Genomic DNA, 25,943 nt, shown 5'->3' on the forward strand with positions numbered 1-25,943 from the left:
TCAGACCCCGTCACAGGCAGCAATGCAGGGCGCAGCTATGTGGTGTTTGGCAAGACCGGTACGGCAGCGGTGGATTTGTCTGCCGTGGCGGTGGGCAATGGGGGATTTGCCATCACCGGAGAGACGGACAGCGACAGCAGCGGTTATTCGGTCAGTGCGGCTGGTGACGTCAACGGTGACGGCTTGGCCGACTTGTTGGTGGGCGCACCCAATTCGTCTGGCACAGCGGGTGCCAGTTCAGGGCGCAGCTATGTGATTTTTGGCAGCACCAGCGGCGCGTTTGCGCAAACGGCAGTCGACCAAATGGGCACTTCAGGTGCCGACAGCCTCACCTCCACCGGCAGCCAAACCCTGGTGGGCGGTGCGGGCAATGACACGCTGACAGCCAGCGCCACCACAGGGGCCGATGTGCTGTATGGCGGCTCTGGCAACGACACCTTCGTGGTGACCAGCGCCATGGTGACGGCCTTGCGAAGCAGCTTTGGCTCGGGCGGCAACACCACACAACTGGCGTGCATTGACGGGGGCACGGGCATTGATGTTTTGCAATTGGTCAGTGGCACAGCCCGCGCCATGGCCGGTGCAGCGTTTGATTTGACGGCCATCAAAAACGCCGGGGTGGACGGTTCTCGTTTGAGCGCCATCGAGGTGATTGACCTGTCTGCCGATACCTCCACCAGCAGCAGCAAAGGCAACATGTTCACACTGGGATTGAATGATGTGTTGGACATGGCGGGCATGAACGTGTTCAACCTCAGCACTTCAGGCCTCGGCAGTTCGGGTGGCACGGCATTGGGGGGGAGCGTGGCCATGCACCAATTGATGATTTGGGGGGATGCGACGGATTACGTCACCCTGGGTGTTGCCAACTGGACCAAGTCAACGACCAATACCGCCATCACCTACGGCGGACACACCATGACGGTTTACACGTCAAATTCAGGGTACGCCCAATTGTTGATTGATAACAATATCGTGAATGCGTCAGGGCATGTGATTTGATGTGGGATGCACAGTGGGCCAGATACACTTTCAGCCGTTTGTTCGGTGGTCCATGGCAGGTGTTTTTTGCCGTGGGGTGTGGCGCGAAAGACAGGAAGGGTTCGATGGCTCAGTGGCTCCATGGTGGCGATGATGTGGCATGTTCAGACATGTGCTCTTGCCGGGCGCAAGCTTGCGACAGGTGCATGCGATGGCGTTGATTTTTGTCACCGCCACCCGCTGGACGCAGGCCGAGTTTGAGGCCCGTGCCCCTTTGAGCCACTCGCTTGCGCCGGTGCACGAGGTCACGCCGCTGGAGTTGCGGGTGTTTGCCAATAACACGCAAGCGTTGGCCTTGCATTACAACGCGGTGATTGACGCCGCTGCCCCCGACGATGTGCTGGTGTTTGTGCACGACGATGTGGTGGTGGACGACTGGATGCTGGGCTGGCGTGTGCAAGAGGCTTTGCTGCACTTTGATGTGGTGGGGGTGGCAGGCAACCGGCGTCGTCGACCCGAACAAACCGCCTGGCTGATGTTGCCCCACAGCAGCCAGTGGGATGCGGCGTATTTGAGTGGTGCCATCATGCACGGCCAACCAACTGCCAAGGCGTTGACTTTTTTTGGCCCCACGCCTGCAGAGGTGCTGCTGCTGGATGGTGTGTTGCTGGCGGCACGTGCCGGGCGCTTGCAGGCGCAAGGGGTGCGCTTTGACCCGCAGTTTGACTTTCATTTGTACGACATGGACTTTTGCCGCAGCGCCCAACAGCAGGGTCTGCGCCTGGGCACTTGGCCGTTGGCCATTACCCATGCGAGTGGTGGTGGGAGTTATTTTTCGCCGGCGTGGCAACGCAACGCCAACACCTATTTGAAGAAATGGGGCGTTTGAGCCCTGGAGACACTGCATTGACCCATCCAAAAGCCAGCCAGGCTTGGCAAGCATTGAGGAAAGCCCCCGTAAGTTCTGCGCTGTGGATGGGGCTACTGCGCCACTATGTGCGCCAAGCGCTGCCTTGGCATGCCCGTTATGTGGCCATCCAGGCGCAGCGTTGTGAAGCCCGTTTGGGCACCGAGACCCAGAGGCTGCTGAGCCAGCTCGACGTGGATGAGCCCTGGCTAGGCGGCGACCAGGTGTTGATGCAGGCCGCGCCCGTGTGGCCTGGGCTGGCCCAGGCGATGGCCTTGTTGCAAGCGCAAGTGGCTGCCGATGCCGGTGACTGGCTGAGTTGGTTGTATTTGGCGCGCTGTCACGAGCTGGCTTTGCCCGCTGGCGAAAGCACCCAGATGTCGCCTGTGTTGCGTGACGCGGTGGTGCATGCCTTGGCCTGCGAGCCTGTGCTGGGTGAGACGGGGCACTGGTTGGCGGTGTGGCGCTTGCGCAGTGGCCAGGCCGCAGGCGCTTTGGCAGCTTTGCAGGCGGTGTTGCAACAAGCCCCTGGGCGTTTTGGGTCTTGGTTGTTGCAGGCCGAAGCGCACATGCACCTGGGCAATGCCGCTGCGGCAGAACAATCGTTTGCCCGAGCGGGGGAGTCACAGAACCCTGACTTTTTGGGGTTGTTGGCCAACACCTTGTTTTTCAACAATTACTGGGAGCAGGCGTTGCAAGTGCGCGAGGCGGTGGTGCGTTTGCGGCCCAACCATGTCGAGTCGTTGCTGGCCTTGGGGCAGTTGCAGAGCAAGGTGTGGTTGAGTGAGCAAGCCGAACAAAATTTGCAGCGGGTGTTGGAGATGGAGCCCGACAACGTCGAGGCCAAAGGCGCGCTGGACGATTTGCACAACAGTGGCGTGAGCCGCCCACAGTTTGACCGTGCGTTGGCTGCCTTCGAGGCTCAGGGTGTGCTTAACAACGGGGTGGGGGCCACCCGCTTGCTGATGCAAAGCTTGTACCAAGACCATTTGAGTGCCGAGTTTGTGGCCCAACTGCACCGCCGTGTGGGCGACGCTTTGCTGGCTGATTTTGCGCAAACCTACCCCGACATGGCGCAAGCTGCGACAAGACCTGAGGTCCAGGCACATGGGGCTGTTGTTGTGCCAGCGCAGGCAACCAAGCGGCGTTTGCGGGTGGGCTATGTGTCGGGTGATTTACACCGCCAGCACCCAGTGAATTTGTTCATGTTGCCTGTGTTGAAGCGCCACGACCACAGCCGCCTGGAAGTGTTCATCTACCACGTGGGCACCATGCACGACGAGTACACACGCCAGGCGCGTGCGTGTGCCGACCACTGGCGCGAGGCCACCAAATTGGACGACCCTGCCTTGCACGCCATGGTGCAAGCTGATCAACTGGATGTGTTGGTCGATTTGGCGGGGCATACCTCATCGCATCGCTTGGGGGTGTTTGCCATGCGTGGCGCGCCGGTGCAAATGACGTACCTAGGCTATCCCCACTCCACGGGCTTGCGTTGCTTTGATTGGTTGATTGCTGACCGGGTGGTGGCCCCCCCAGAGCATGAGCGTTTGTTTGTGGAGCGCGTGGCGCGTTTGCCGGGCAGTGTGTTTTGCTGGGCACCGGTCGACCATGACCCGTTGCAAGCTGATGTGCTAAACCCTGTGCAAGGGCCGTTGGTGTTTGGTTCGTTCAATAACCTGCTCAAGCTGAGCGACAAAACAGTGGCCCTGTGGGCCCGGGTGCTGGCAGCGGTGCCTGATTCGGTGTTGTTGGTCAAAGCCCCGGTGCTGCGCGACGAGGCGGTGCAGGCGATGATGCAACAACGTTTTGTGGCACAGGGGGTGGACCCAGGTCGCTTGCAGTTCCGAGGGCCGACCGAGTTGAGCCAGATGATGCAGGAGTACCACGATGTGCACATCGCACTCGACCCCACCCCGTACAACGGGGGTACCACCAGCTTGCAAGCTTTGTGGATGGGCTGCCCGATGGTCACCTTAGAAGGCGCAAACTTTGTGTCTCGCATGGGGGCCAGTTTTTTGCGCGCCATGGGCCGGGACGATTGGGTGGCACGCGACGAGGCCGACTACGTGCGCATTGCGGCTGAACTGGCGCAGCAACTGCGCCAAAAGGCGTGGTCACGCCACGCGTTTCGCGCGCAGATGTTGGCGTCGCCAGTGTGTGACATTGAAGCGCACACGCGGCATATTGAAGCGGTGTATGAGGAGGCTGTGAAACATGTCTGAATTGTCCAAGCGACGTATCACGCTGGTGTTTCCACCGATGACGATGCCAACTTCGCCGCCCTTGGGGGTGGCCATGCTCAAAGGGTTTATTGAGCGTGAGTTGCCGCAGTGGCAGGTGACGGTGCTGGACCTGAATGTGTGGTTGTTTCAATTTTTGTTGGGCGGCATCGCCCGGGGAGAAATTCATCTGACGCCTGCCGTGCATGAGCGTATGGGGGCTGATTCACGTGTGTTGCTGCAGGCTGCGCAAGCGTTCACGGGCGGTGACGACACGGCTTTTTATGAACAGCCCCAGGTGTACGACGTGTATGGCCGGGTGTTCATTCAGTTCACGGATGTGTTTGTGGAGATTTTGACCGCCGAGTGTGCCCAGTGGGAGCGCACGGGTGAGTTGTCGGTGATGCTGCAAGCCTTGGTGGATCAGGTGTTGCAGACGCAGCCTGAGGTGGTGGGGGTGTCGATGATTTTTTCTCAGCAGTTGCCGATTGGGGCCATGCTGGGACGCTGCATGCGCGAGCAGCAGATGAAGGTGTTTTTTGGTGGCAGCTGCTTCACCGAAGGGGTGGAGCACTTCATGCGTTGGTACCCCAATGCAGCGGACGTGATTGTGACGGGGGACGGCGAGTTGCCGCTGAAGGCCTTGCTAGAACAGCAAGGCAACCCACGTGGTGTGCCGGGCGCTTTTTATTGGCAAGGTGAGCAGGTGGTGCGTGAGGCACCGGTGTTTCAAAAAAACATCGACGCGTTTGGCGCGCCGGATTTCAGAGCCGTGGATTTTTCAAGGTATTACTCGCCCCGTCCGGTGGCCGCGTTGTTGCTGTCGCGGGGGTGCTATTGGCGCAAATGTACGTTTTGTGTGCACTACTTTTCAGCGGGAGACAGCTACCGCTTGCATGGCTTGGAGCAGGTGGTGGCGATGCTCAAGACGATGGTGGCGCAAGGGGTGCGGCATTTCTCTTTTGTGGACGAGATGATTGCGCCTGGCCATTTTGTGCGCTTGGCACAAGCCATTCGCGCGGCGGATTTGGATATTGCGTATTACGCCTTGTCTAAGCCGAACAAAACTTTCACGCCCGAGATTTTGAAAGAAATGGCGGCCTCCGGTTGCAAATATATTTTGTGGGGTTTGGAGAGCGCGAACCAGCGCATTTTGGATTTGATGGGCAAAGGCACACAGGTGGAGGAGGTGGAGCAAGTGCTGCGCGATGCACGAGCTGCCGGTATTCACAACCACGTGTATGTGATTTGCGGTTTTCCGACGGAAACACCGCAAGAGTTTGCGGATACGTTGCAGTTTTTGGATCGCAACCAAGCTTTTATTTCAGCCATTCACCGCAGTGTGTTTTCGCTGGAGCAGGGGTCGCCGATTTCCAAGGACTTGCCCAAATTTTCCATTGAAGAGGTGTGGCTGCGCCAAGAAAGCCCGCTCGGCGGACGCATGGGCTATCGGTGCGCTTCTGGCATGACGATGGAGGAGGCAGCACAAAATTTTCAAGCGGCTTTGCCTTTCTTTAGGCGTTTCAACCCTTATGCGCAGTACTTGGCCAATTTCCGCGACCATGCGCTGTTGGTGTATGACCAACGTGGGCCCACACTGAATTTCGCGTCCCGCGGTATTCCAGCCTTGGCGGCGTGATCCGAAGGTCTTAGAGGTCTGAATTGATCAAGTCCGCGTCTAAGCGACGCGCGCGGTGGTCCACGTAGTAGCCACCAAACTCGGTGTAGCGCAGCACGTGTTGTTGGCAGCGCGTGCAGGCAAACACGTCGCAGCGGTTGTACGGAAAGTGTTTCACCGCCACAGGGGCTTCGGGCGAGTCGTAGCGCGTGCCGTTGGGGTGGTGTTCTTCAAAGGTGGGTTCGTACAGCTCGGGGTCGCGCAAGGTGGCAGCGATCTGTAGGTGTGCGTCAGGCCATTCGGTCTCGGTGATGCTTTCCCAACCCGCGCAGCGTTGCAGGCTGCATTGACAGTCGGTGTGGGGTGTGCGGGCCAGCGCGCGCAAGGCGTCGGGTGTGGGCAAGAAGGGGGCAGAACTCATGGGCCGAGAGCCTATCACTGTGTGTGGGAGGGATAAAAAAATGCCCCGCGGGTGCGGGGCATGGCAGAGACGAGTCTCGCAGCAATTACTTGCGTTGAGAGATAGGCAAAGCTTCGCGCACAGGTGAGCCAGTGAACAACTGACGTGGGCGACCAATTTTGTATTCGGGGTCGCTGATCATTTCGTTCAACTGGGCAATCCAGCCGACGGTGCGGGCCAAGGCAAAGATACCGGTGAACAGGTTCACAGGGATGCCGATGGCGCGTTGCACGATGCCAGAGTAGAAGTCGACGTTGGGGTAGAGCTTGCGGCTGACGAAGTATTCGTCTTCGAGGGCAATTTTCTCCAGCGCTTTGGCCAGTTTGAACAGAGGGTCGTTCTCTAAGCCCAACTCTTTGAGCACTTCGTCGCAAGTCTCTTGCATGAGCTTGGCGCGTGGGTCGTAGTTTTTGTACACGCGGTGACCAAAACCCATGAGCTTGACACCGGAGTTTTTGTCTTTGACCTTCTCCATGAACTCGCCCACTTTGGCCACGCCGCCCATGGCTTGAATCTCTTCCAGCATGTTCAGGCAAGCTTCGTTGGCACCGCCGTGTGCGGGGCCCCAAAGACAAGCCACGCCCGCTGCGATGGCTGCAAAGGGGTTGGTGCCCGACGAACCGCACAAGCGCACGGTGGAGGTGGAGGCGTTTTGTTCGTGGTCAGCGTGCAAGATGAAGATGCGGTCGAGGGCACGCTCGAGCACGGGGTTGACCACGTACTCTTCGCACGGTGTGCCAAACATCATGCGCAAGAAGTTGCCCGAGTAGCTCAGGTCGTTCTTGGGGTACATGTAGGGCTGGCCAATGGTGTACTTGTAGGCCATGGCCACGAGGGTTGGCATTTTGGCGATCAAGCGGATGGCCGAGATTTCGCGGTGCTCTGGGTTGTTGATGTCGGTGCTGTCGTGGTAGAAGGCCGACAAAGCGCCGACCAAGCCCGTCATGACGGCCATGGGGTGTGCATCACGGCGGAAACCACGCAAGAAGAACTGCATTTGCTCGTTGACCATGGTGTGGTTGGTCACGGTTTTGACGAAGGTTTCTTTTTGTGCCGCGTTGGGCAACTCGCCCTTGAGCAAGAGGTAACAGGTTTCGAGGTAGTCGCAATTGGTGGCGAGTTGTTCAATGGGGTAGCCGCGGTAGAGCAGCTCGCCTTTGTCGCCGTCGATGTAGGTGATGCCCGACTGGCACGACGCGGTGGACAAGAAGCCGGGGTCGTAGGTGAACATCCCGGTTTGACCGTAGAGCTTGCGGATGTCGATCACATCGGGGCCAATGCTGCCGTTGTAGACGGGCATGTCGATGCTGGGGCTGCCGTTGCTGAACGACAGGGTGGCTTTGTTGTCAGATAGTTTCATGGCTCTTTTTCCTAAAAATCTTGTTGAGTCAATGTCTCAGCATCGTCAGCACTTGGCGTGCTTCTTGTGGGGTGTTGGCGTCTGGCAATTCTTTGCGCTGCAAGAGCAGGTCGAGCAAGTCGTTGTCAGACAAATCCATCAGGGCGTACAAGCCGCGTGCATGGCTCACGGTCAAGCGAGTTTCGTGCCGCTCAAAAAACCGCTGGATGAACAAGTCGTTTTCCAGCAGGCCACGGCGGCAGCGCCAGCGCAGTTTGCTGAGTGCGCGCTCGTTGAGCACCTCTTGTCCATCCAAACCGTCGAGCAAAGGGTCACCCACCGAGGTGTCGCGAAATGGTGCGTCCACATCCATGTTGGTGCTCCTGTGCTTGGGGTGATGCGCCTTAGATGGCGCGACGCACCATCAACTCTTTGATCTTGCCAATGGCCTTGGTGGGGTTCAAACCCTTGGGGCACACGTCGACGCAGTTCATGATGGTGTGGCAACGGAACAAGCGATACGGGTCTTCGAGGTTGTCCAGACGGCCAGCGGTGTCTTGGTCGCGGCTGTCGGCAATGAAACGATAGGCCTGCAACAAACCGGCGGGACCGACAAACTTGTCGGGGTTCCACCAGAACGAGGGGCAGCTGGTGGAGCAGCTCGCGCACAAGATGCACTCGTACAAACCGTTCAACTCGTCACGCTCTTCGGGTGACTGCAGGCGCTCTTTTTCGGGCGGCTGGGTGTCGTTGACCAAGTAGGGCTTGATGGAGTGGTACTGCTTGAAGAACTGGGTCATGTCCACGATCATGTCGCGAATGACAGGCAGGCCAGGCAGAGGCTTCAACACGATGGTGCCGGGCAAGGTGTTCATGTTGGTCAAACAAGCCAAGCCGTTTTTGCCATTGATGTTCATGGCGTCCGAACCGCACACGCCTTCGCGGCATGAGCGGCGGAAGGAGATGGTGGGATCGACGGCCTTGAGTTTCATCAAGGCGTCCAGCAGCATGCGCTCGCTGCCGTCCAATTCAACCTCAATGGTTTGCATGTAAGGCTTGGCGTCGGTGTCTGGGTCGTAGCGGTAGATTTGAAACGTGCGTTTTGTCATGGTGCGTGCCTGATCAGAAAGTACGGGTCTTGAGCTCGACGCTCTCAACGGTGAGCGGTTTCATTTGAACCGGCTTGTAAGACAACTGGTTGCCTTCTTTGTGCCACAGGGTGTGCTTGTGCCAGTCGGTGTCGTTGCGGCCGTTGGGGTGCTCAGGCGTGTCACCGTAGTCGTCCACGGTGTGTGCGCCACGGCTTTCGTGACGGGCGGCAGCAGACACGATGGTGGCTTGTGCGGCTTCGATCAAGTTCTCGACTTCCAGCGCTTCGATGCGCGCGGTGTTGAACACCTTGGACTTGTCTTTGAGACCGATGTTTTGCACACGCTCACGCAACTCAGCAATCTTGGTCACGCCTTCGTCCATCAGCGCCTGGGTGCGGAACACGCTGGCGTGCGATTGCATGGCGTTGCGGATGTCGTTGGCCACGTCTTGGGCGTATTCTCCGGTGCTGTTGCTGTCCAAGCGGGCCAGACGGGCCAGTGACATGTCGGCAGCGTTTTCTGGCAGTGGCTTGTGGTGTTTGTTTTGCTGGTTGAACTCCACAATGTGGTTGCCTGCAGCGCGGCCAAACACCAGCAAGTCGAGCAGCGAGTTGGTGCCCAGGCGGTTGGCGCCATGCACGCTCACGCAAGAGCATTCGCCCACCGCGTACAAGCCATTGACCACCACGCTTTGGTTGTTGGCGTCTTGTGTGACGACTTGGCCGTGGATGTTGGTGGGGATGCCACCCATTTGGTAATGGATGGTGGGCACCACGGGGATAGGCTCTTTGGTGATGTCGACGTTGGCAAAGTTATGGCCAATCTCAAACACCGAAGGCAGACGCTTCATGATGGTCTCGACGCCCAGGTGGGTCATATCGAGGTTGATGTAGTCCTTGTTGGGCCCGCAGCCACGGCCTTCTTTGATCTCTTGGTCCATGCAGCGTGACACGTAGTCGCGTGGGGCCAAGTCTTTGTAGGCAGGGGCATAGCGCTCCATGAAGCGCTCGCCATTGCTGTTGCGCAAAATGGCGCCTTCGCCACGGCAGCCTTCGGTCAACAACACGCCCGCACCGGCCACGCCTGTGGGGTGGAATTGCCAGAACTCCATGTCTTCGAGTGGAATGCCTGCGCGTGCAGCCATGCCCAAGCCGTCGCCGGTGTTGATGAAGGCGTTGGTTGATGCGGCAAAGATGCGGCCTGCACCGCCGGTGGCCAGCATGGTGGTCTTGGCTTCCAAGATGTACAACTCGCCGGTTTCCATTTCCAGCGCGGTCACACCGACCACGTCGCCCGCGTCGTCGCGGATCAGGTCCAGTGCCATCCACTCGACAAAGAAGGTGGTTTTGGCGGCTACGTTTTGCTGGTACAGGGTGTGCAGCATGGCGTGACCGGTACGGTCTGCCGCAGCGCAGGCGCGCTCAACGGCTTTTTCGCCGTAGTTGGCGGTGTGGCCGCCGAAGGGGCGTTGATAAATGGTGCCGTCGGGGTTGCGGTCAAACGGCATGCCCATGTGTTCCAGCTCATACACCACTTTGGGTGCTTCGCGGCACATGTATTCGATGGCGTCTTGGTCGCCGAGCCAGTCGGAGCCTTTGACGGTGTCGTAGAAGTGGTAGTGCCAGTTGTCTTCGTTCATGTTGCCCAAGGAGGCACCAATGCCGCCTTGCGCTGCCACGGTGTGCGAGCGGGTGGGGAACACTTTGGACAACACCGCCACGTTCAAACCAGCGCGTGCCAGTTGCAGCGAGGCGCGCATGCCAGAACCACCAGCACCGACGATGACCACGTCAAATTTGCGACGTGGGATAGAGCTTTTAACAGTCATGAATCAGAGCCTCCAGAGAACCTGAATGGCCCAGCCGAGACACGACACCAGCCAAACCAAAGTGAAAACTTGCAGAACCAAACGCAGGCCCACGGGCTTGACGTAGTCCATCCAAATGTCGCGCATGCCCACCCACACGTGATAGGCCAAGGCAATGAAGATGGTGAAGGTCAGCGCCTTCATCCATTGGGTGCTGAAAATGCCAGCCCATTTGTCGTAACCGATGCTGCCACTGGTCAGCAGCACTTGGGCCAGCACGGCTGCGGTGAACAACACCATCAGGGCGGCGGTGACGCGCTGGGCCAGCCAATCGCGCAAGCCATAGTGCGCGCCCACGACGACGCGCTTGGAACCGTAATTCACGGACATTTCGTTGCTCCTAGGAAATCAGTAAAGGCCAAACAGCTTGGCACCCAGCACGGCGGTCAGGCCCAGGCTCAACACCAGAGTGACGACGGCAGATGACTTGCCAAATTCTTTGGTCACCGCATGGCACATGTCCATGTAGAGGTGGCGCAAGCCGGCAATGATGTGGTGCAGGTAAGACCAGATGATGGCTAAAGCGACCAGCTTGATGAACCAGCCTGGCACGAAGCCCAAACCGATGTTGAATGCTGCGCTGAATTTGGCGAACGAAATTTCGGAAGAGACCGACATGTCGAACATCCAGATGATGAAGGGCAGCAACAAAAACATGATGGCACCGCTGATGCGGTGCAAGATGGACACAATGCCTGCCGCCGGGAGGCGGTAGGTGGGCAGGTCCGTCAGCGCGTTGATGTTGCGGAACTCAGGCCGCTTTTTGGCAAGCTCGGTCATGGGTAAAGGTCTTTCTTCGGGTTTGTCTGCATATGAAAACAACTTTTCATTCTATTGCACCGCAACAAACTGACATGAGGGTTTCAGACATCAGCTCAGCACATTGCGGTAATGGTGGGTGTCGGTGCGGTACAGGCCGCGTCGCAACTCCATGGGGGTGTCGTTGTAGGTGTAAGCCACACGTTCTACGCTGAGCAGGGGGGTGGTGGTATTTACTGCTAGGAGTGCGGCTTGTTCTGCGTCTGGGTTGACGGCACGAATACTTTCATCTGCGCGCACCATGCGCACGCCAAACTCGGTTTCGAACATGGCGTACATGGCACCTTGGTGACTGCTCAGACGCTCTGCCGTCAATCCTTTGAAGGGCGTGCCGGGCAACCACAGGTCTTCCAAGATGGTTGGCACATCGGCAAACGACAGCACGCGGCGTACTTGCAACACCGCATCGCCGGTGCGCAGGCTCAAGGCACGGGCCACTTCTGCGCTGGCACGCAGGCGCTTGCAATCGATGATGGTGCGCGCCGCAGGGCCTTCGCTTTGCGTGTCGCCGTTGTCGGGTTGCAGCTTCAAGAAGCGGTACTGCACCTGGTGCTCGGCATGCGTGGCCACGAAGGTGCCTTTGCCTTGGCGGCGCACCACCAAGTTCTCTGCCGACAACTCGTCAATGGCTTTGCGCACCGTGCCCTGGCTGACGCGAAAGCGCGCTGCCAAGTCCATTTCGCTGGGGATGGCTTCACCGGGCTTCCACTCGCCGGATTGCAGGCTTTGCAAAATGAGCCCCTTGATTTGCTGGTACAGCGGGCTGAAGGCTGGTGTGAGGCTTGCCTGCAAGGTGCCCGAGTCTTGGGTGTCCGCACTGGCCGAGGAGGCAGAGGCGAAAACGGAAGGGGCGTGGGTGGCCATGGGTGGGTGCGAAAAGGAAAGGTGTCAGGTCTTTGTCAACCTCAGATCATATCTTCTATAAGACATAAGACAGGTCGCCCGAGGGTTTTCGAGGGTAAACTTGTCGACATCTTTTTTTCATCCCCTACTTATTTGGAGTTTTCACCATGAGCAAAAAGCCTGTTCGCGTTGCCGTTACCGGCGCAGCTGGCCAAATCGGTTATGCCTTGTTGTTCCGCATCGCCTCGGGCGAAATGCTTGGCAAAGACCAACCCGTGATCTTGCAATTGTTGGAAATTCCAGACGAGAAAGCCCAAAAAGCACTCAAGGGTGTGATGATGGAACTCGAAGATTGCGCGTTCCCCTTGCTGGTGGGCATGGAAGCCCACGCTGACCCGATGACGGCCTTTAAAGACACCGACTACGCGTTGTTGGTGGGCTCACGTCCTCGCGGTCCAGGCATGGAGCGTGCCGAGCTGTTGGCCATCAACGGCGCCATCTTCACAACCCAAGGCAAGGCCTTGAATGCCGTGGCGTCGCGCGATGTCAAAGTGCTGGTGGTCGGCAACCCCGCCAACACCAACGCCTACATCGCCATGAAGGCGGCCCCTGACCTCAAGCCTGGCAACTTCACCGCCATGCTGCGTTTGGACCACAACCGTGCGGCCAGCCAAATTGCGGCCAAGACTGGCAAAGCTGTGGCCGATATCGAAAAACTCACTGTGTGGGGCAACCACTCGCCCACGATGTACGCCGATTACCGTTTTGCCACCATCAAGGGCGAGTCGGTCAAGGACATGATCAACGACCAAGAATGGAACGCCAACGTGTTCTTGCCCACCGTGGGCAAGCGCGGCGCTGCCATCATCGAAGCCCGTGGCTTGTCGTCGGCTGCTTCAGCTGCCAACGCTGCCATCGACCACATGCGTGACTGGGCCTTGGGCACCAACGGCAAGTGGGTGACCATGGGTATTCCTTCGCAAGGCTGGTATGGCATTCCTAAAGATGTCATGTTTGGTTTCCCTGTGACCTGCGAAAACGGCGAATACAAAGTGGTCGAGGGCTTGGCCATCGACGCCTTCAGCCAAAGCTGCATCGACAAGACGCTCAAAGAGCTGACCGACGAGCAAGCTGGCGTGGCCCACTTGGTCAAGTAAGCCACCACAGGACGTCACCCGCATGAGCCTTGCTGCCGCCCCTACCGCCCAAAAGGTTGGAGGGGGTGCGCACCCGCGCGATGTGCTGTTGGGCGCGCAAGCCTCGGGCATTCAGTTGCCCGTGTGCGACCACTACAGTGGTGTCGAGGTGCGCATGCGCAAAAGCTTGCAACTGCAAGCGGAGATGACGCAAGAGTTTGGTACCTGCGTGTTTGACGCCACGCTGGATTGTGAAGATGGTGCGCCGGTGGGCGGCGAAGCCGAGCATGCGGCCTTGGTGACTGAGCTCGCACTCGGCGCAGCCCAAGAGGCGCGTGTGGCGGTGCGTGTCCATCCTGTCGACCACCCTTCGTTTGAAGCAGACATTGCTCAGATCGCCGGCAAAGCGGGCCACCGCTTGCGCCACATCATGGTGCCCAAGGTCGAGTCGGTGGCTGACGTTGAGCGTGCCGAGCGTGCCTTGGTGCAAGCCGGGGCAGGACATTTGCCTTTGCAGGTCTTGATCGAGTCACCCGCTGCGGTCCACCGTGCGTTTGAGATTGCAGCCCATCCCCGCGTGCAGTCGCTGAGTTTTGGACTGATGGACTTTGTGTCGGCGCATGGCGGTGCTATACCTGCACAGGGCATGACGTCTGCGGGGCAATTCACCCACCCACTGGTGGTGCGTGCCAAGCTGGAAATTGCCAGCGCATGCCATGCCCATGGCAAAGTACCTTCTCACTGTGTGGTGACGGAGTTCAGCGACACTCAGGCCATGCGCGCTGCGGGGCAACGTGCCGCGCATGAGTTTGGTTTCACCCGCATGTGGAGCATTCACCCAGCGCAAATCCGTCCGATTCTGGAGGCCATGGCCCCCAATGCGGCCGACATTGACCAAGCCACAGAGATTGTTCTGGCTGCACAGGCCGCTGATTGGGCACCGATCAGCCACCAAGGTCATTTGCATGACCGGGCCAGCTACCGCTTCTTTTGGCATTTGCTGGAGCGTGCGCACAGCACGGGGCGCCGGTTACCAGCCGAGGTGCGGCCATTTTTCACACACAACGAAGGAGACGGTCATGCGTAACTGGATCATGGGGTGTTGGGTCTCGCTGCTGGTCTTGCCCGGCGTGGCGGGGGCGGTCGTCGCAGATGGGGCTGAAAACCACGCCACCAAGTCAGCCCTCAAGGCCAAGGCGGATGCCAAACACAAAGACCGTGCACAGGCCAAAGCCAAAGCACCGGTGAAGACGGTGGCCGCTTACAAATACCCTGGCTTGCCAGCGCCTGTTGTGGCAGCGGAGCCCCCCATGGAACAAGAGCGCACCGCGGTGGCTGAGCAAGTCCACACCGGGCGTATGGTGTGCGAACTGGGTAACTCAGTGAACGTGATGGCAGACACGCAAAACCCTGGACACTTTCATGTCCAGATGCAAAAACACACCTACCACATGAGCCCTGTGGTGTCGGCCACGGGCGCCATTCGTTTGGAAGACAGCCATGCGGGCGCGATGTGGTTGCAGTTGTCCAATAAGTCGATGTTGATGAACAGCAAACTTGGCCAGCGCATGGCCGACGAATGCCAAAGCCCGCACCAAATGGCTGTGGCCGAAGCCATGAAATTGGCACCCCCTGTGAGCTTGCTGGAAGGCTTGAACACGGGTGCGAGCTTGGCTAAAAAATAAACCCTCATTTTGATTTGATAGACCGGAGAGAAAACCATGTTGAAAGCCTACCGTGACCATGTGGCCGAGCGCAAAGCGCTGGGCATTCCCCCGCTGCCCCTGACGGCGCAGCAAACCGGCGAGCTGATTGAGCTGCTGAAGAGCCCACCCCAAGGCGAAGAAGCCACCTTGGTTGACCTCATCACCCACCGCGTGCCTGCCGGTGTGGATGATGCAGCCAAAGTCAAAGCCAGCTATTTGGCCGCTGTGGCCCATGGCACTGAAAAAAGTGCGCTGATCAGCCGTGAAAAAGCCACCGAATTGTTGGGCACGATGCTGGGTGGCTACAACCTGACCCCGTTGATCGACTTGCTCGACGACGCGGCCGTGGGTGGTGTGGCAGCCGAAGCGCTGAAGAAAACACTGCTGATGTTTGACCAGTTCCATGACGTCAAAGACAAGGCCGACAAGGGCAACGCCAACGCGAAAGCCGTGCTGCAAAGCTGGGCCGACGCCGAGTGGTTCACCAGTCGTCCCGAAGTGCCCAAGAGCATCACCTTGACCGTGCTCAAAGTCACGGGCGAAACCAATACCGACGACTTGTCGCCCGCGCCCGATGCCTGGAGCCGCCCTGACATTCCGCTGCACGCCTTGGCCATGTTGAAGAACAAGCGCGATGGCATCACGCCCGAAGAAGATGGCAAGCGCGGCCCCGTCAAATTCATCGAAGACCTGCGCGCCAAGGGCAACCTAGTGGCCTACGTGGGCGATGTGGTGGGTACCGGTTCAAGCCGCAAATCGGCCACCAACAGCGTGTTGTGGTTCACCGGCGAAGACATTCCGTTTGTGCCCAACAAGCGTTTTGGTGGTGTGTGCTTGGGCAACAAAATTGCCCCTATTTTCTACAACACCATGGAAGACGCGGGCGCATTGCCCATCGAACTTGATGTGTCGCAAATGAACATGGGTGACGTGATTGAGTTGCGCCCTTACGAAGGCAAGGCTTTCAAAGACGGCCAAGAAATTGCCAGTTTCACCGTCAAGAGCGAGGTGTTGTTTGACGAAGTGCGTGCCGGCGGCCGCATTCCCTTGATCGTGGGCCGTGGCTTGACCACCAAAGCACGTGAAGCGCTAGGTCTGCCCGCTTCCACCATGTTCCGTCTGCCCCAAGTGCCGACCAACAAAGTCAAGGGCTTTACCTTGGCGCAAAAAATGGTGGGCCGTGCTTGTGGTTTGCCAGAAGGCCAAGGCGTGTTGCCCGGTACTTACTGCGAACCCAAGATGACCTCGGTGGGTTCACAAGACACCACGGGTCCCATGACCCGTGACGAGTTGAAAGACTTGGCCTGCTTGGGCTTTAGTTCTGACTTGGTGATGCAGTCGTTCTGCCACACCGCGGCATATCCGAAGCCCGTGGACGTGAAGATGCATCACGAGTTGCCTGAGTTCATCAGCAACCGCGGTGGTATCAGCTTGAAGCCCGGTGACGGCATCATCCACAGCTGGCTCAACCGCATGTTGTTGCCCGACACCGTGGGCACCGGTGGCGACAGCCACACACGTTTCCCGATCGGTATCAGCTTCCCCGCAGGTTCAGGCTTGGTGGCGTTTGCCGCTGCCACGGGCGTGATGCCCCTGGACATGCCGGAGTCGGTGTTGGTGCGCTTCAAAGGCAAGATGCAGCCTGGTGTGACCCTGCGCGACTTGGTGCACGCCATTCCGCTGTATGCCATCAAGCAAGGCTTGTTGACGGTGGAAAAGAAAGGCAAGAAGAACATCTTCTCTGGCCGTATTTTGGAAATCGAAGGCCTGCCCGACATGAAGGTCGAGCAAGCGTTTGAGTTGTCTGACGCCTCAGCCGAGCGCTCTGCCGCAGGTTGCACCGTGCACCTGAACAAAGAGCCTGTGATCGAGTACCTCAACAGCAACATCGTGTTGTTGAAAAACATGATTGCCCAAGGCTATGCCGATGCACGCACCATCACGCGTCGTATCCAAGCCATGGAAGCCTGGTTGGCCAACCCCCAACTGTTGCAGCCTGACGCAGGTGCCGAGTACGCGGCGGTGATCGAGATCGATTTGGCCGACATCACCGAACCCATCGTGTGCTGCCCCAACGACCCCGATGATGCCAAGACCTTGTCGGACGTGGCAGGTGCCAAGATTGACGAAGTGTTCATTGGCTCTTGCATGACCAACATTGGCCACTTCCGTGCCGCTTCCAAGTTGCTCGAAGGCAAACGCGATATCCCAGTCAAACTGTGGATGGCGCCTCCTACCAAGATGGACGCCCAGCAACTGAGCGAAGAAGGCCACTACGGCATCTTCGGCAATGCGGGTGCCCGCATGGAAATGCCAGGCTGCTCGCTGTGCATGGGTAACCAAGCGCAGGTGAAAGAGGGCGCGACGGTGATGTCCACCAGCACCCGTAACTTCCCCAACCGTTTGGGTAAAAACACACAGGTGTATTTGGGCTCTGCCGAGTTGTCGGCTGTGGCATCGAAGATTGGTTGCATTCCCACCAAGGCGGAGTACTTGGCCGACATGGGCGTGATCAACGCCGATGGCAGCAAGATCTACAAGTACCTCAACTTTGACCAGATTGCTGAGTACAAAGCAGCGGCTGACAAAGTGACGGCTTAACGATCTCACGTGCGGGGGCAACCCCGTCGCCAAGACCAAGGCCCCATGCGTGCAAACGCGTGGGGCCTTGGCTTTTAGGATTGTCCGAAATCAGTGTGGCATCAACGCCTGTGCGTCATGCCACAGCTGCCGCACCAGCGCACTCGCGGGTGCGGCTTGTGCCAAACGACTGGCCTGTCCGGCCCAGGCTTGCATGCGCTCAACGTCGTTGGCTTTCACGGCATCGTCACGCATGGCTGCCGTCAGTGCGCGTTGCACCGGGTAGGGGGCGGGCGCTGGGGCGTTTTCTGAATGAGCGGCTCGCACATAAGCGTTGGACAAGCTTCTGCCCAAGCGGCCGCTGAAGGCGCGTGTGAGGACGGTGTCTTCGGGTTGGGTCTGGGCCATCGCGTCAGCCCACGCGCGTGGCAGGTGCGCCTCGGGGCAGCGCATGAAGCCAGAGCCCATTTGTACGGCGCTGGCGCCCAAGGCAAAAGCGGCGCCAATGCCGCGAGCATCGCCAATGCCGCCCGTGGCCACCACGGGGACTTTCACAGCGTCCACGATGGCAGGCAGCAGCGCAAATAAACCGACCAACTGGTCTTGGCCCAAGCTTGCATCAAAACAACCGCGATGGCCGCCAGCCTCCATGCCTTGGGCCACGATCACATCGGCTCCCGCTGCTTCTGCGGCCAGCGCTTCGCCTACAGTGGAGACGTTGGCAAACCAGGCAATGTCTGCGGCTTTCATGGCCTGCACGAACGCAGGCGGATACAAGCCCATGACCGACGAAATCACCGCTGGCTTGACGTCGAGTATGGCCGCACATTGGTCTGCGAAATGGGGTGGTTTGGCATCGGCTGCGTCGGGCGCAACGGCAGGTCCCCATGCCCCAAGAAAGTCACGCCATTGCTGTTCATGTGTCGCATCGCGGCGTGGGGCAGGATCGGGAATCCACAAATTCAGATTGAAAGGCCCATGGGTGTGGGCGCGCACGTCAGCGGCCCAGCGGTGGATGGCCTCGGCCTGCATGAGCAAGGTGCCACAAGCCCCCATGCCCTGCGCCTGCATGACGGCAATGGACAAGCTGGGTGGACTCACACCGGCCATGGGGGCCAGCAAGATGGGGACCCCCAGGTTGAAGCGCTGACAGAACGCTTGGCTTTTGTGTGAAGAAGAGGTGGTCATGGTCTGACGCCAAGTCCATCACAGCAAGCGCGCGACCAAGGCTCCGTCACGGTTGGCAGGCAGTGGAATCCACACGCGCACAGGGTTGCCAACAGCCACCTGAATGGCTTCGCCTTGGGCGTTTTTCATGGCGGTGAGTTCAATGGTTTGGTTGCCACTGGGGTGGATGATTTCAAGCCGGTCACCCACTGAGAACTTGTTCTTTGTTTCCACCTCTGCCCAGCCATCGGCCGTGGCTTTGACTTCGCCCACAAACTGGCTGCGGTGAGCCACCGAGTGGCCTGTTTCGTAATTTTGGTAATCGTTGGCCGGGCGGCGGTCCATCAGGCCTGCGGTGTAGCCGCGGTTGGCCAAGCCTTCGAGTTCGGTGATGAGTTCGGGGTTGAACGGGCGTCCAGCCACCGCATCGTCAATGGCGCGGCGGTACACCTGGGCCGTGCGTGACACGTAGTAGAGCGATTTGGTACGGCCTTCAATCTTGAGCGAGTCAACGCCAATTTGGGTCAGGCGCTCGACATACTCCACCGCACGCAAATCTTTGCTGTTCATGATGTAGGTGCCGTGCTCGTCTTCCATGATGGGCATCAGCTGGCCGGGGCGACCTTTTTCTTCGAGCAAGTAGATGTTGTCAGCGGCGGGGTGGCGCTTGCCGTCGCCGCAAGCCGAGAAGGTGGATTCGGCTTCCTGCTGGGCCGTGGCAAAGTCAAAGTCGCCTTCCATCGGGACTGCCATAGCTTCCCCCGTGTTGGGGTCGGTGGCACTGGCTTGCGTGCTGTAGCCCCAGCGGCAGGCGTTGGTGCAGGTGCCTTGGTTGGGGTCGCGGCGGTTGAAGTAGCCCGACAGCAAACAGCGACCCGAGTAGGCAATGCACAGTGCGCCATGGACAAACACCTCCAGCTCCATGTCGGGGCATTCTTGGCGAATTTTTTCAATCTCGTCCAGGCTGAGTTCGCGCGACAAGATGATGCGAGTCAGCCCGATTTTTTGCCAAAACTTCACCGCCGCCCAGTTCACCGTGTTGGCTTGTACCGACAGATGGATCGGCACCTCGGGCCACTTTTCGCGCACCATGGTGATGAGCCCTGGGTCGGCCATGATCAACCCATCTGGCTTCATGGCAATCACAGGTTCAATGTCACGCAGGTAGGTGCGCACCTTGTCGTTGTGCGGGAGTAAGTTGCTGGTGACGAAAAACTTCTTGCCCCGTTGGTGTGCTTCGGCAATGCCAATGCCAATTTGTTCCAAGCGGAATTCGTTGTTGCGAGCGCGCAAGCTGTAGCGGGGTTGGCCAGCATAGACGGCGTCGGCGCCAAAGTCGTAAGCGGCGCGCATTTTGTCGAGCGAACCTGCAGGTAGCAGGAGCTCAGGGGCTTTGAGGGTGGTCATAAAGATGGGCTGCTGGCAGGGCAGCCAAGAAAATCATTCAGGGTCGATTTTCGCATCACGCACGACCTTGGCCCAGCGTGGTGCTTCCGCCTTGATGAGTGCTGCAAACTGCTCGGGCGTACCGCCGCCCACTTCGTTGCCTTGGCTCAAGATTTTTTCTTTCACTTCGGCGGTTTGCAAGGCTTGGTTGCATGCCGCGTTGAGTTGCTTGATCAGTTCCGCAGACATGCCTTTGGGGCCAATCAGGCCTTGCCAGTTGAGCACTTCCACCTCGGGGAAACCTTGCTCAGCCATGGTTGGGATGTTGGGCAACAGGGGCGAGCGCTTTTTGCTGGTGATGGCCAGCGCCCGCATGCGACCTCCTTGGATGGAGGGCATGGCGGCATACATTTGTTCGAACATCATTTGCACCTGGCCACCCATCAAGTCGGTGGCGGCGGCGGAGCCGCTTTTGTACGGGGCATGAATCATGTCAATGCCAGCGGCATGCTCAAACAAAGCGCCGCTCAAATGGTGCGAGCCACCAATGCCACCCGAGCCGTAGCTGAGTTTGCCAGGTGATGCTTTGGCGGCTGCCACGAGGTCTTTGACGGTTTTGTACGGCGAGTCGTTGCGCACCATCAAGATGAGTGGGCCGCGCTCAATCAGGCAAATGGGGGTGAGGTCGTTGAGGGGGTCAAAGTTGAGTTTCTTAAACAAGGACTGGTTCACTGCCAACGGTGCAAAGTTGCCCATGCCTAAGGTGTAGCCATCGGGTTTGCCGCGTGCAATGGCTTCGGTGCCAATGTTGCCGCCAGCCCCAGCCTTGTTGTCCACGATGATGGGCTGCCCCAGCACCGCACTCATGGCTTTGGCCACTTGGCGCGAACGGCTGTCGGCATTGCCGCCTGCGGCATAGGGGCAAATCCACATCACGGGCTTGCTGGGGTATTTGTCTTGCGCTTGCGCCAAAGTGGGCAGGAGCGCTGACCCAATGGAAGCTTGAATGAGAGTTCTGCGTTTCATGGGGCGACCTTTGTTGGATGTCAAAGAAAGCATGGATCATAAAAGTTCTGGGCTGGTTTGTCGGCCTGGGACATGCACAATCACAAAAATGACAGAAACAGTGTTGATTGCAGGCGGGGGCATTGGCGGGCTGGCGAGTGGCTTGGGCCTGGCCCGTGCGGGTGCGGTGGTTCGCGTGTTGGAGCGTGCACCCGCTCTCACGGAAGTCGGCGCAGGGGTGCAATTGGGGCCCAATGTCACGCGCATCCTTGGCGCCTGGGGCTTGTCTTCTGGGCTTGAATCGGTGGCCGCATTTCCTGCCGGCTTGCACGCGCGCAGTGCGTTGTCAGGCGAGCTGTTGGCCACGTTGTCTTTGCGCGATATGACGGCACGCTACGGCGCGCCCTACGTCACCATTCACCGTGCTGATTTGCAAACACTTTTGTTGCAGGCTGCCCAAGCGCAGGGTGTGGCGGTGCGATGCGATGCACACGTTCAGGATGTGCAGAACCTGGGGGATGCCGTTGCTGTGGCACTGGCCCACCAAGGCAGTGAGTTGACTGAGCGTGCCGATGCACTGGTGGTGGCCGATGGGGTGTGGAGTGTCTTGCGCCAACAGTTACTCCGTGATGGTGCGCCCCTTATGACGGGGCATTTGGCCTATCGGGCGTTGGTGGCTCAGTCAGACTTGCCTGTTCATTTGCGCACGCAAGATGTGACGGTGTGGATGGGCCCTCGTGTGCATGTGGTTCAGTACCCGGTGTGTGGCGGTGAATGGCTCAATGTGGTGTGTCTCACCGAGGGGCAGCTTGAAGGGGTGGCTGTGCAAGAACTGCAGGGCTGGAACTTGCGCAAGACAGCCGCGGCTACCCGCGCCGATTTACAAGCGGCGTTAACAGGCGCTTGCCCGACCTTGCATGCTCTGGTCGACGCTTGTGGTGAGTGGCGCCTGTGGCCGCTGTGTGACCGTGTGCCCATGCGCACTGCTCACGAGCATGTGCAGGGCCGTGCTGTGTTGGTGGGGGATGCGGCCCACCCGATGCGGCCCTATTTGGCGCAGGGAGCAGGCATGGCCATTGAGGATGCGGCAGAGTTGGGTCATCAGTGGATGGCACAGGCAGGTCGCGACGTGCCAATGCGCCTGAATGCATTTGCGCAGGCCCGCTGGCAGCGTAACGCCCAGGTGCAAGCACGTGCCATTCGCAATGGGGACGTTTTCCATGCCACCGGACCGGTGCAATGGGCGCGTGATGCGGGCTTACGCATGCTGGGCGCACGCTTGATGGATATGCCCTGGCTGTACGGGTATCGCCAAGGGGCTTAGGACACGTTGAGCGGGGGCAGGTGGTGGCGACGACGTGCCTGTTCGCAGGCATCACTGCCTTCTTCAAACTCACGACAAGGCGATGGACGCCACTCGTAAATGCCACAGGTGGCTTTTTGGCCAATGGCGCCCATGAGCGCAGCGCAGCGCGGCGGTGAGTGGTCGGTGCCGCGCATGCGGCATAAGGTATTGGTCAAGTCCAAAGCCAAGCCAGTGGGTACTTCGCCACCGTGGTCATCGCGCTCGAACACCGAGAAGTCAACCCGAAAGCTGGCGCAACAGGCGCCGCACGAAGTACACGCAGACATCACTGGCGACCGAGCAGCAAATACTCCATCAAGGCTTTTTGGACGTGCATGCGGTTTTCGGCTTCGTCCCACACCACCGATTGGTCGCCGTCGATCACATCGGCGCTGACCTCTTCGCCACGGTGCGCCGGCAAGCAGTGCATGAACAAGGCGTTGGGTTGGGCCACCGCCATCATGTCGGCATCGACACACCAGTCGGCAAAAGCACGTTGGCGTGCTTCGTTTTCGGCCTCGTAGCCCATGCTGGTCCAGACATCGGTGGTCACCAAGTCTGCGTCTTGGCAGGCGTGCATCGGATCGGCGAAGACCTTGAAACACTCGCTGTGGGTCATCAGGCCTGCAATGGCGGGGTCCACCTCATAGCCGGTGGGTGTGCTGACGTGAACGGTAAAGCCCAGTAAGTCAGCGGCTTGCAGCCAAGTGTTGGCCATGTTGTTGCCGTCGCCCACCCAGGCCACCACCTTGCCTTTGAGGCAATCCAGGGGATGGCTCACGTCCCCCCGGTGCTCAATGAAGGTGAGCAAGTCGGCCATGATTTGGCAAGGGTGAAATTCGTTGGTCAAACCATTGATCACAGGCACGCGCGAGTTGGCGGCAAAGCTGTTGATCTTGTCTTGTCCGTAGGTGCGAATCATCACCAGGTCGACCATGCGGCTGATGACTTTGGCGCTGTCTTCAATGGGTTCTGAGCGTCCCAACTGGCTGTCGCCCGTGGTCAAGTGCACCACCGAACCGCCGAGCTGGTACATGCCGGCTTCAAAACTCACGCGCGTGCGGGTGGATGCTTTTTCGAAAATCATCGCCAGCGTGCGGTCTGCCAGTGTGTGGTGTTTTTCGTAGGCCTTGAACTTCTTTTTGATCAGCGCTGCACGTGTGAACACATAGGCGTACTCGTCGACGGAGAGATCGGTGAATTGCAGGTAGTGCTTCATACAGGTTCGGCTAAAAATGTTTTCACCAGAGGAGCCAAGATAGCCACCACTTCGTCCGCCTCTTCGGGGGTGATGATCAAGGGGGGCACCAAACGGATCACGCTGTCGGCAGTGACGCTCAGCAGCAAGCCTGCGTCGAGTGCGCGTTGCATCAGTGCGCCACAGGGACGTGTCAGTTCAATGCCCAGCATCAGGCCTTGGCCGCGAATTTCTTTGACGCCAGGTAGGTCGCCTAATTCGCGCTGTAGGGCTGCACGCAGATGTGCGCCCACTTTTGCTGCGTTTTCCAGCAAGCCATCTTCTTCCATGATGCGGATGGTCTCCACACCCGCACGCATGGCCAGCGGGTTGCCACCGAAGGTGGTGCCGTGGTTGCCGGGTTGAAAGATGTGGGCTGCTTTAGGTCCCGCCACCACGGCACCAATGGGCACACCCGAGCCCAGGCCTTTGGCCAGCGGCATGACGTCTGGCACGATGCCCGCCCATTGATGGGCAAACCATTTGCCAGTACGGCCCATGCCGCATTGCACTTCGTCAATCATCAGCAGCCAATCGTGCTCGTCACACAACTGGCGAACTTCTTTCAGGTACTGCGCAAACATGGGCTGGATGCCGCCTTCGCCCTGGATGGTTTCAAAAAACACCGCGGCCACATTGGGATTGCCTTGGGTGGCTTTTTTCAGCGCTTCGATGTCGTTGACAGGGACGCGGATGAAGCCCTCCATCATGGGGCCAAAGCCTTCTTTGATCTTTTCGTTGCCAGTTGCCGCCAATGTGGCGAGCGAGCGGCCGTGGAAGGCTTTTTCGTAGACCACGATTTCGGGTTTTTCAATACCTTTGTTGTGACCGAACTTGCGTGCCAATTTGAGCGCTGCTTCGTTGGCCTCCAGGCCGCTGTTACAAAAAAACACATTGGTCATGCCCGAGAGCTCAACCAGCTTGGCCGCCAAGGCCTCTTGGTTGGGGATATGGTAGTAATTGCAGCTGTGGATGATCTTGCCAATTTGGTCTTGCAAGGCTGGCGTGAGCTTAGGGTGAGCGTGGCCCAAGGTGTTGACGGCAATGCCTGCCAACGCATCCAAATAGCATTTGCCATCCGTGTCCCACACGCGCAAGCCTCGGCCATGTGACAGGGCCACAGGAAGGCGGCCATAGGTGTTCATGGTGTGGGGCGATGCAGCAGACGTGGTCATGGTTTCTCCAAATGAAAACGACCCAACGAAGGTTGAGCCGTTGAAACGCGATTTTAGAGGGTGCTGTGTGACGGTTGTTCGATGTAGTTTGCGTTCGGCGCTTACCTGGCTGCCGAGACATTGAATCGTCACAAGTCTTATATAAGATAGAATAGTTGTAACCCCGGTGACACGGGCTGATCCCCAGTCACCAAGACCCTGTTTTCAGCCTCTACCCGATGGTTTCTCACTCCGCCAAAGAAGTTTTTATCTTAGGGATTACCCAAGACGGAAGGACGTTCCGACCCAGTGACTGGGCCGAGCGTTTGGCGGGTGTGATGAGCCAGTTCAGACCTGGTGGGGCTGTGCCCGGTAGCCATTTGAGTTATTCGCCCTGGTGTGTGCCCAACACGCTGGATGGCAACAAATGTGTGATCGTTCACACCGATTTGCGTGATGACGAGCCCATGGCTTGGGATTTCGTGATGAACTTTGCCAAGGACAATGGCCTGCAAGTGGTGGAAGCCTGCTTGCTGCCAGACGTTCCCCTAAAACCTTGATGTTTGTGTTTGACCAGACAACAAAAAACCGCTCCTGAGAGCGGTTTTTGCTTTGCTGCAGCGCACCCGTTACAAACGGCGGTCTGACAATTCAGACCGGGCTGTTTGCCTGATTTATCAGGCGGCGGTAACCAAGGCCTTGACCTTGGTAGAGAGGCGGCTCTTGTCGCGAGCAGCTTTGTTTTTGTGGAAGATGCCTTTGTCGGCCACTGTGTCCACCACAGCTTGCATTTTGGCAAACAGTTCGGTGGCTTTGGTCTTGTCGCCTGCCAGAACAGCTTTTTCGACGTTCTTCACAGCAGTACGGTATTTGGAGCGCAGCGAGGTGTTCGCGGCGTTGATTTTGATGTCCTGACGGACGCGTTTACGACCCGACGCCAGGCGTGGGTTCTTTTTCTTGGGTTTGGCTGATGCCATGGTGAGAGTTCCTTAAGGTTTGAGGATGATGCAGCAAAGCCCGCAAGTATATCAAACCCCCTGTACATCACGAATGCTTTCCCGATTCGACAGCCAGCGTCTC

At 58.6% G+C, this 25,943-nt stretch carries 24 protein-coding genes and 1 pseudogene; 10 read left to right on the top strand and 15 right to left on the bottom strand.

The window, feature by feature from the left end; genetic code table 11:
- The 4 genes and pseudogenes from B9Z39_RS17205 to B9Z39_RS00020 all read left to right on the top strand — a co-directional run.
- Nucleotides 1-1,002 (top strand): annotated as a pseudogene (locus B9Z39_RS17205) (FG-GAP repeat protein); the annotation flags it as partial.
- Nucleotides 1,003-1,141: 139 nt separating this feature from the next.
- Nucleotides 1,142-1,870 (top strand): glycosyltransferase family 2 protein, encoded by a 729-nt coding sequence (locus B9Z39_RS00010; protein ID WP_108300313.1) that lies wholly within the window; start codon nt 1,142-1,144, stop codon nt 1,868-1,870.
- A 17-nt stretch (nt 1,871-1,887) separates the two neighbouring features.
- Entirely contained in the window at nt 1,888-4,113 is a 2,226-nt protein-coding gene (locus B9Z39_RS00015; protein ID WP_158269435.1) for a tetratricopeptide repeat protein, read from the top strand.
- On the top strand, nt 4,106-5,749 hold the full coding sequence (locus B9Z39_RS00020) for a radical SAM protein (protein WP_108300315.1): 1,644 nt from the start codon (nt 4,106-4,108) through the stop codon (nt 5,747-5,749). The genes B9Z39_RS00015 and B9Z39_RS00020 overlap by 8 nt, the downstream gene beginning before the upstream one ends.
- 10 nt (nt 5,750-5,759) lie before the next feature.
- Here the strand turns inward: B9Z39_RS00020 and B9Z39_RS00025 are convergent, their stop codons facing one another.
- From B9Z39_RS00025 to B9Z39_RS00060, 8 genes are all read right to left on the bottom strand, one after another.
- Nucleotides 5,760-6,149, bottom strand: a complete 390-nt coding sequence (locus B9Z39_RS00025) for a hypothetical protein (RefSeq protein WP_108300316.1) — start codon at nt 6,147-6,149, stop codon at nt 5,760-5,762.
- An 85-nt stretch (nt 6,150-6,234) separates the two neighbouring features.
- On the bottom strand, nt 6,235-7,548 hold the full coding sequence (locus B9Z39_RS00030; protein WP_108300317.1) for a citrate synthase: 1,314 nt from the start codon (nt 7,546-7,548) through the stop codon (nt 6,235-6,237).
- Between the two features lie 28 nt (nt 7,549-7,576).
- A complete protein-coding gene (locus B9Z39_RS00035; protein WP_108300318.1) occupies nt 7,577-7,900 on the bottom strand; it encodes a succinate dehydrogenase assembly factor 2 in 324 nt (107 codons plus the stop codon).
- 31 nt (nt 7,901-7,931) lie between these two features.
- On the bottom strand, nt 7,932-8,636 hold the full coding sequence (locus B9Z39_RS00040) for a succinate dehydrogenase iron-sulfur subunit (RefSeq protein ID WP_100147073.1): 705 nt from the start codon (nt 8,634-8,636) through the stop codon (nt 7,932-7,934).
- A gap of 13 nt (nt 8,637-8,649) precedes the next feature.
- Nucleotides 8,650-10,446, bottom strand: a complete 1,797-nt coding sequence (gene sdhA / locus B9Z39_RS00045) for a succinate dehydrogenase flavoprotein subunit (protein ID WP_108300319.1) — start codon at nt 10,444-10,446, stop codon at nt 8,650-8,652.
- Between the two features lie 3 nt (nt 10,447-10,449).
- Nucleotides 10,450-10,815, bottom strand: coding sequence for a succinate dehydrogenase, hydrophobic membrane anchor protein (gene sdhD, locus B9Z39_RS00050; protein ID WP_108300320.1), 366 nt, complete (start codon nt 10,813-10,815; stop codon nt 10,450-10,452).
- A gap of 18 nt (nt 10,816-10,833) precedes the next feature.
- A complete protein-coding gene (gene sdhC / locus B9Z39_RS00055; RefSeq protein WP_100147070.1) occupies nt 10,834-11,265 on the bottom strand; it encodes a succinate dehydrogenase, cytochrome b556 subunit in 432 nt (143 codons plus the stop codon).
- Nucleotides 11,266-11,355: 90 nt separating this feature from the next.
- A complete protein-coding gene (locus B9Z39_RS00060) occupies nt 11,356-12,168 on the bottom strand; it encodes a GntR family transcriptional regulator (RefSeq protein WP_108300321.1) in 813 nt (270 codons plus the stop codon).
- 146 nt (nt 12,169-12,314) lie between these two features.
- Here B9Z39_RS00060 and B9Z39_RS00065 point away from each other — a divergent pair, with 146 nt between their 5' ends.
- Genes B9Z39_RS00065 through acnB form a run of 4 tightly spaced genes read left to right on the top strand, consistent with a single transcriptional unit; the run spans nt 12,315 to nt 17,590 of the window.
- On the top strand, nt 12,315-13,304 hold the full coding sequence (locus B9Z39_RS00065; RefSeq protein WP_100147068.1) for a malate dehydrogenase: 990 nt from the start codon (nt 12,315-12,317) through the stop codon (nt 13,302-13,304).
- Nucleotides 13,305-13,326: 22 nt separating this feature from the next.
- Nucleotides 13,327-14,370 (top strand): CoA ester lyase, encoded by a 1,044-nt coding sequence (locus B9Z39_RS00070; protein ID WP_108300322.1) that lies wholly within the window; start codon nt 13,327-13,329, stop codon nt 14,368-14,370.
- Nucleotides 14,363-14,968 (top strand): hypothetical protein, encoded by a 606-nt coding sequence (locus tag B9Z39_RS00075; RefSeq protein WP_100147066.1) that lies wholly within the window; start codon nt 14,363-14,365, stop codon nt 14,966-14,968. The genes B9Z39_RS00070 and B9Z39_RS00075 overlap by 8 nt, the downstream gene beginning before the upstream one ends.
- A 36-nt stretch (nt 14,969-15,004) precedes the next feature.
- Entirely contained in the window at nt 15,005-17,590 is a 2,586-nt protein-coding gene (gene acnB / locus B9Z39_RS00080; RefSeq protein WP_108300323.1) for a bifunctional aconitate hydratase 2/2-methylisocitrate dehydratase, read from the top strand.
- A 90-nt stretch (nt 17,591-17,680) separates the two neighbouring features.
- Here acnB and B9Z39_RS00085 read toward each other — a convergent pair whose 3' ends face one another.
- The 3 genes from B9Z39_RS00085 to B9Z39_RS00095 are packed head-to-tail and all read right to left on the bottom strand — an operon-like array spanning nt 17,681 to nt 21,148.
- Nucleotides 17,681-18,757 (bottom strand): nitronate monooxygenase family protein, encoded by a 1,077-nt coding sequence (locus B9Z39_RS00085; protein ID WP_108300324.1) that lies wholly within the window; start codon nt 18,755-18,757, stop codon nt 17,681-17,683.
- 18 nt (nt 18,758-18,775) lie between these two features.
- The gene (gene yegQ / locus B9Z39_RS00090; RefSeq protein WP_108300325.1) at nt 18,776-20,143 is read right to left on the bottom strand and encodes a tRNA 5-hydroxyuridine modification protein YegQ; all 1,368 of its coding nucleotides are present in this window, start codon (nt 20,141-20,143) and stop codon (nt 18,776-18,778) included.
- Nucleotides 20,144-20,176: 33 nt separating this feature from the next.
- Nucleotides 20,177-21,148, bottom strand: coding sequence for a tripartite tricarboxylate transporter substrate binding protein (locus B9Z39_RS00095; protein WP_100147062.1), 972 nt, complete (start codon nt 21,146-21,148; stop codon nt 20,177-20,179).
- 88 nt (nt 21,149-21,236) lie between these two features.
- On the opposite strand from B9Z39_RS00095, the gene B9Z39_RS00100 reads away from it, so the two are divergent.
- Nucleotides 21,237-22,451: an FAD-dependent oxidoreductase gene (locus B9Z39_RS00100; protein ID WP_108300326.1), complete on the top strand. Its 1,215-nt coding sequence runs from the start codon at nt 21,237-21,239 to the stop codon at nt 22,449-22,451.
- Here B9Z39_RS00100 and B9Z39_RS00105 read toward each other — a convergent pair.
- Genes B9Z39_RS00105 through B9Z39_RS00115 form a run of 3 tightly spaced genes read right to left on the bottom strand, consistent with a single transcriptional unit; the run spans nt 22,448 to nt 24,884 of the window.
- Nucleotides 22,448-22,759 carry a YkgJ family cysteine cluster protein gene (locus tag B9Z39_RS00105; RefSeq protein WP_108300327.1) on the bottom strand — a complete coding sequence of 104 codons (312 nt, stop codon included), beginning with the start codon at nt 22,757-22,759 and terminating at the stop codon, nt 22,448-22,450. The genes B9Z39_RS00100 and B9Z39_RS00105 overlap by 4 nt on opposite strands.
- Nucleotides 22,759-23,691 carry an ornithine carbamoyltransferase gene (argF, locus tag B9Z39_RS00110; protein ID WP_108300328.1) on the bottom strand — a complete coding sequence of 311 codons (933 nt, stop codon included), beginning with the start codon at nt 23,689-23,691 and terminating at the stop codon, nt 22,759-22,761. Before argF ends, B9Z39_RS00105 begins: the two co-directional genes overlap by 1 nt.
- The gene (locus B9Z39_RS00115; protein WP_108300329.1) at nt 23,688-24,884 is read right to left on the bottom strand and encodes an aspartate aminotransferase family protein; all 1,197 of its coding nucleotides are present in this window, start codon (nt 24,882-24,884) and stop codon (nt 23,688-23,690) included. The genes argF and B9Z39_RS00115 overlap by 4 nt, the downstream gene beginning before the upstream one ends.
- A 218-nt stretch (nt 24,885-25,102) precedes the next feature.
- Between B9Z39_RS00115 and B9Z39_RS00120 the strand changes: the two genes are divergently transcribed.
- The gene (locus B9Z39_RS00120) at nt 25,103-25,423 is read left to right on the top strand and encodes a DUF3579 domain-containing protein (protein WP_100147057.1); all 321 of its coding nucleotides are present in this window, start codon (nt 25,103-25,105) and stop codon (nt 25,421-25,423) included.
- Between the two features lie 117 nt (nt 25,424-25,540).
- Here B9Z39_RS00120 and rpsT read toward each other — a convergent pair whose 3' ends face one another.
- Nucleotides 25,541-25,840, bottom strand: a complete 300-nt coding sequence (gene rpsT, locus B9Z39_RS00125) for a 30S ribosomal protein S20 (RefSeq protein ID WP_100147056.1) — start codon at nt 25,838-25,840, stop codon at nt 25,541-25,543.
- Between the last annotated feature and the right edge of the window lie 103 nt (nt 25,841-25,943).

This window comes from Limnohabitans sp. JirII-29 (genome assembly GCF_003063395.1).
Lineage (GTDB): Bacteria > Pseudomonadota > Gammaproteobacteria > Burkholderiales > Burkholderiaceae_C > Limnohabitans.

Bases quoted from the DNA above. Each gene is read 5' to 3' on its own strand.
- rpsT (WP_100147056.1), bottom strand. From the start codon at position 25,840: ATGGCATCAGCCAAACCCAAGAAAAAGAACCCACGCCTGGCGTCGGGT.
- B9Z39_RS00040 (WP_100147073.1), bottom strand. From the start codon at position 8,636: ATGACAAAACGCACGTTTCAAATCTACCGCTACGACCCAGACACCGAC.
- argF (WP_108300328.1), bottom strand. From the start codon at position 23,691: ATGAAGCACTACCTGCAATTCACCGATCTCTCCGTCGACGAGTACGCC.
- B9Z39_RS00065 (WP_100147068.1), top strand. From the start codon at position 12,315: ATGAGCAAAAAGCCTGTTCGCGTTGCCGTTACCGGCGCAGCTGGCCAA.
- acnB (WP_108300323.1), top strand. From the start codon at position 15,005: ATGTTGAAAGCCTACCGTGACCATGTGGCCGAGCGCAAAGCGCTGGGC.
- sdhA (WP_108300319.1), bottom strand. From the start codon at position 10,446: ATGACTGTTAAAAGCTCTATCCCACGTCGCAAATTTGACGTGGTCATC.
- B9Z39_RS00115 (WP_108300329.1), bottom strand. From the start codon at position 24,884: ATGACCACGTCTGCTGCATCGCCCCACACCATGAACACCTATGGCCGC.
- B9Z39_RS00120 (WP_100147057.1), top strand. From the start codon at position 25,103: ATGGTTTCTCACTCCGCCAAAGAAGTTTTTATCTTAGGGATTACCCAA.
- B9Z39_RS00070 (WP_108300322.1), top strand. From the start codon at position 13,327: ATGAGCCTTGCTGCCGCCCCTACCGCCCAAAAGGTTGGAGGGGGTGCG.
- yegQ (WP_108300325.1), bottom strand. From the start codon at position 20,143: ATGACCACCCTCAAAGCCCCTGAGCTCCTGCTACCTGCAGGTTCGCTC.
- B9Z39_RS00095 (WP_100147062.1), bottom strand. From the start codon at position 21,148: ATGAAACGCAGAACTCTCATTCAAGCTTCCATTGGGTCAGCGCTCCTG.
- B9Z39_RS00060 (WP_108300321.1), bottom strand. From the start codon at position 12,168: ATGGCCACCCACGCCCCTTCCGTTTTCGCCTCTGCCTCCTCGGCCAGT.
- B9Z39_RS00020 (WP_108300315.1), top strand. From the start codon at position 4,106: ATGTCTGAATTGTCCAAGCGACGTATCACGCTGGTGTTTCCACCGATG.
- B9Z39_RS00035 (WP_108300318.1), bottom strand. From the start codon at position 7,900: ATGGATGTGGACGCACCATTTCGCGACACCTCGGTGGGTGACCCTTTG.
- B9Z39_RS00010 (WP_108300313.1), top strand. From the start codon at position 1,142: ATGTTCAGACATGTGCTCTTGCCGGGCGCAAGCTTGCGACAGGTGCAT.
- B9Z39_RS00025 (WP_108300316.1), bottom strand. From the start codon at position 6,149: ATGAGTTCTGCCCCCTTCTTGCCCACACCCGACGCCTTGCGCGCGCTG.
- sdhC (WP_100147070.1), bottom strand. From the start codon at position 11,265: ATGACCGAGCTTGCCAAAAAGCGGCCTGAGTTCCGCAACATCAACGCG.
- B9Z39_RS00105 (WP_108300327.1), bottom strand. From the start codon at position 22,759: ATGTCTGCGTGTACTTCGTGCGGCGCCTGTTGCGCCAGCTTTCGGGTT.
- sdhD (WP_108300320.1), bottom strand. From the start codon at position 10,815: ATGTCCGTGAATTACGGTTCCAAGCGCGTCGTCGTGGGCGCGCACTAT.
- B9Z39_RS00085 (WP_108300324.1), bottom strand. From the start codon at position 18,757: ATGACCACCTCTTCTTCACACAAAAGCCAAGCGTTCTGTCAGCGCTTC.
- B9Z39_RS00075 (WP_100147066.1), top strand. From the start codon at position 14,363: ATGCGTAACTGGATCATGGGGTGTTGGGTCTCGCTGCTGGTCTTGCCC.
- B9Z39_RS00030 (WP_108300317.1), bottom strand. From the start codon at position 7,548: ATGAAACTATCTGACAACAAAGCCACCCTGTCGTTCAGCAACGGCAGC.
- B9Z39_RS00100 (WP_108300326.1), top strand. From the start codon at position 21,237: ATGACAGAAACAGTGTTGATTGCAGGCGGGGGCATTGGCGGGCTGGCG.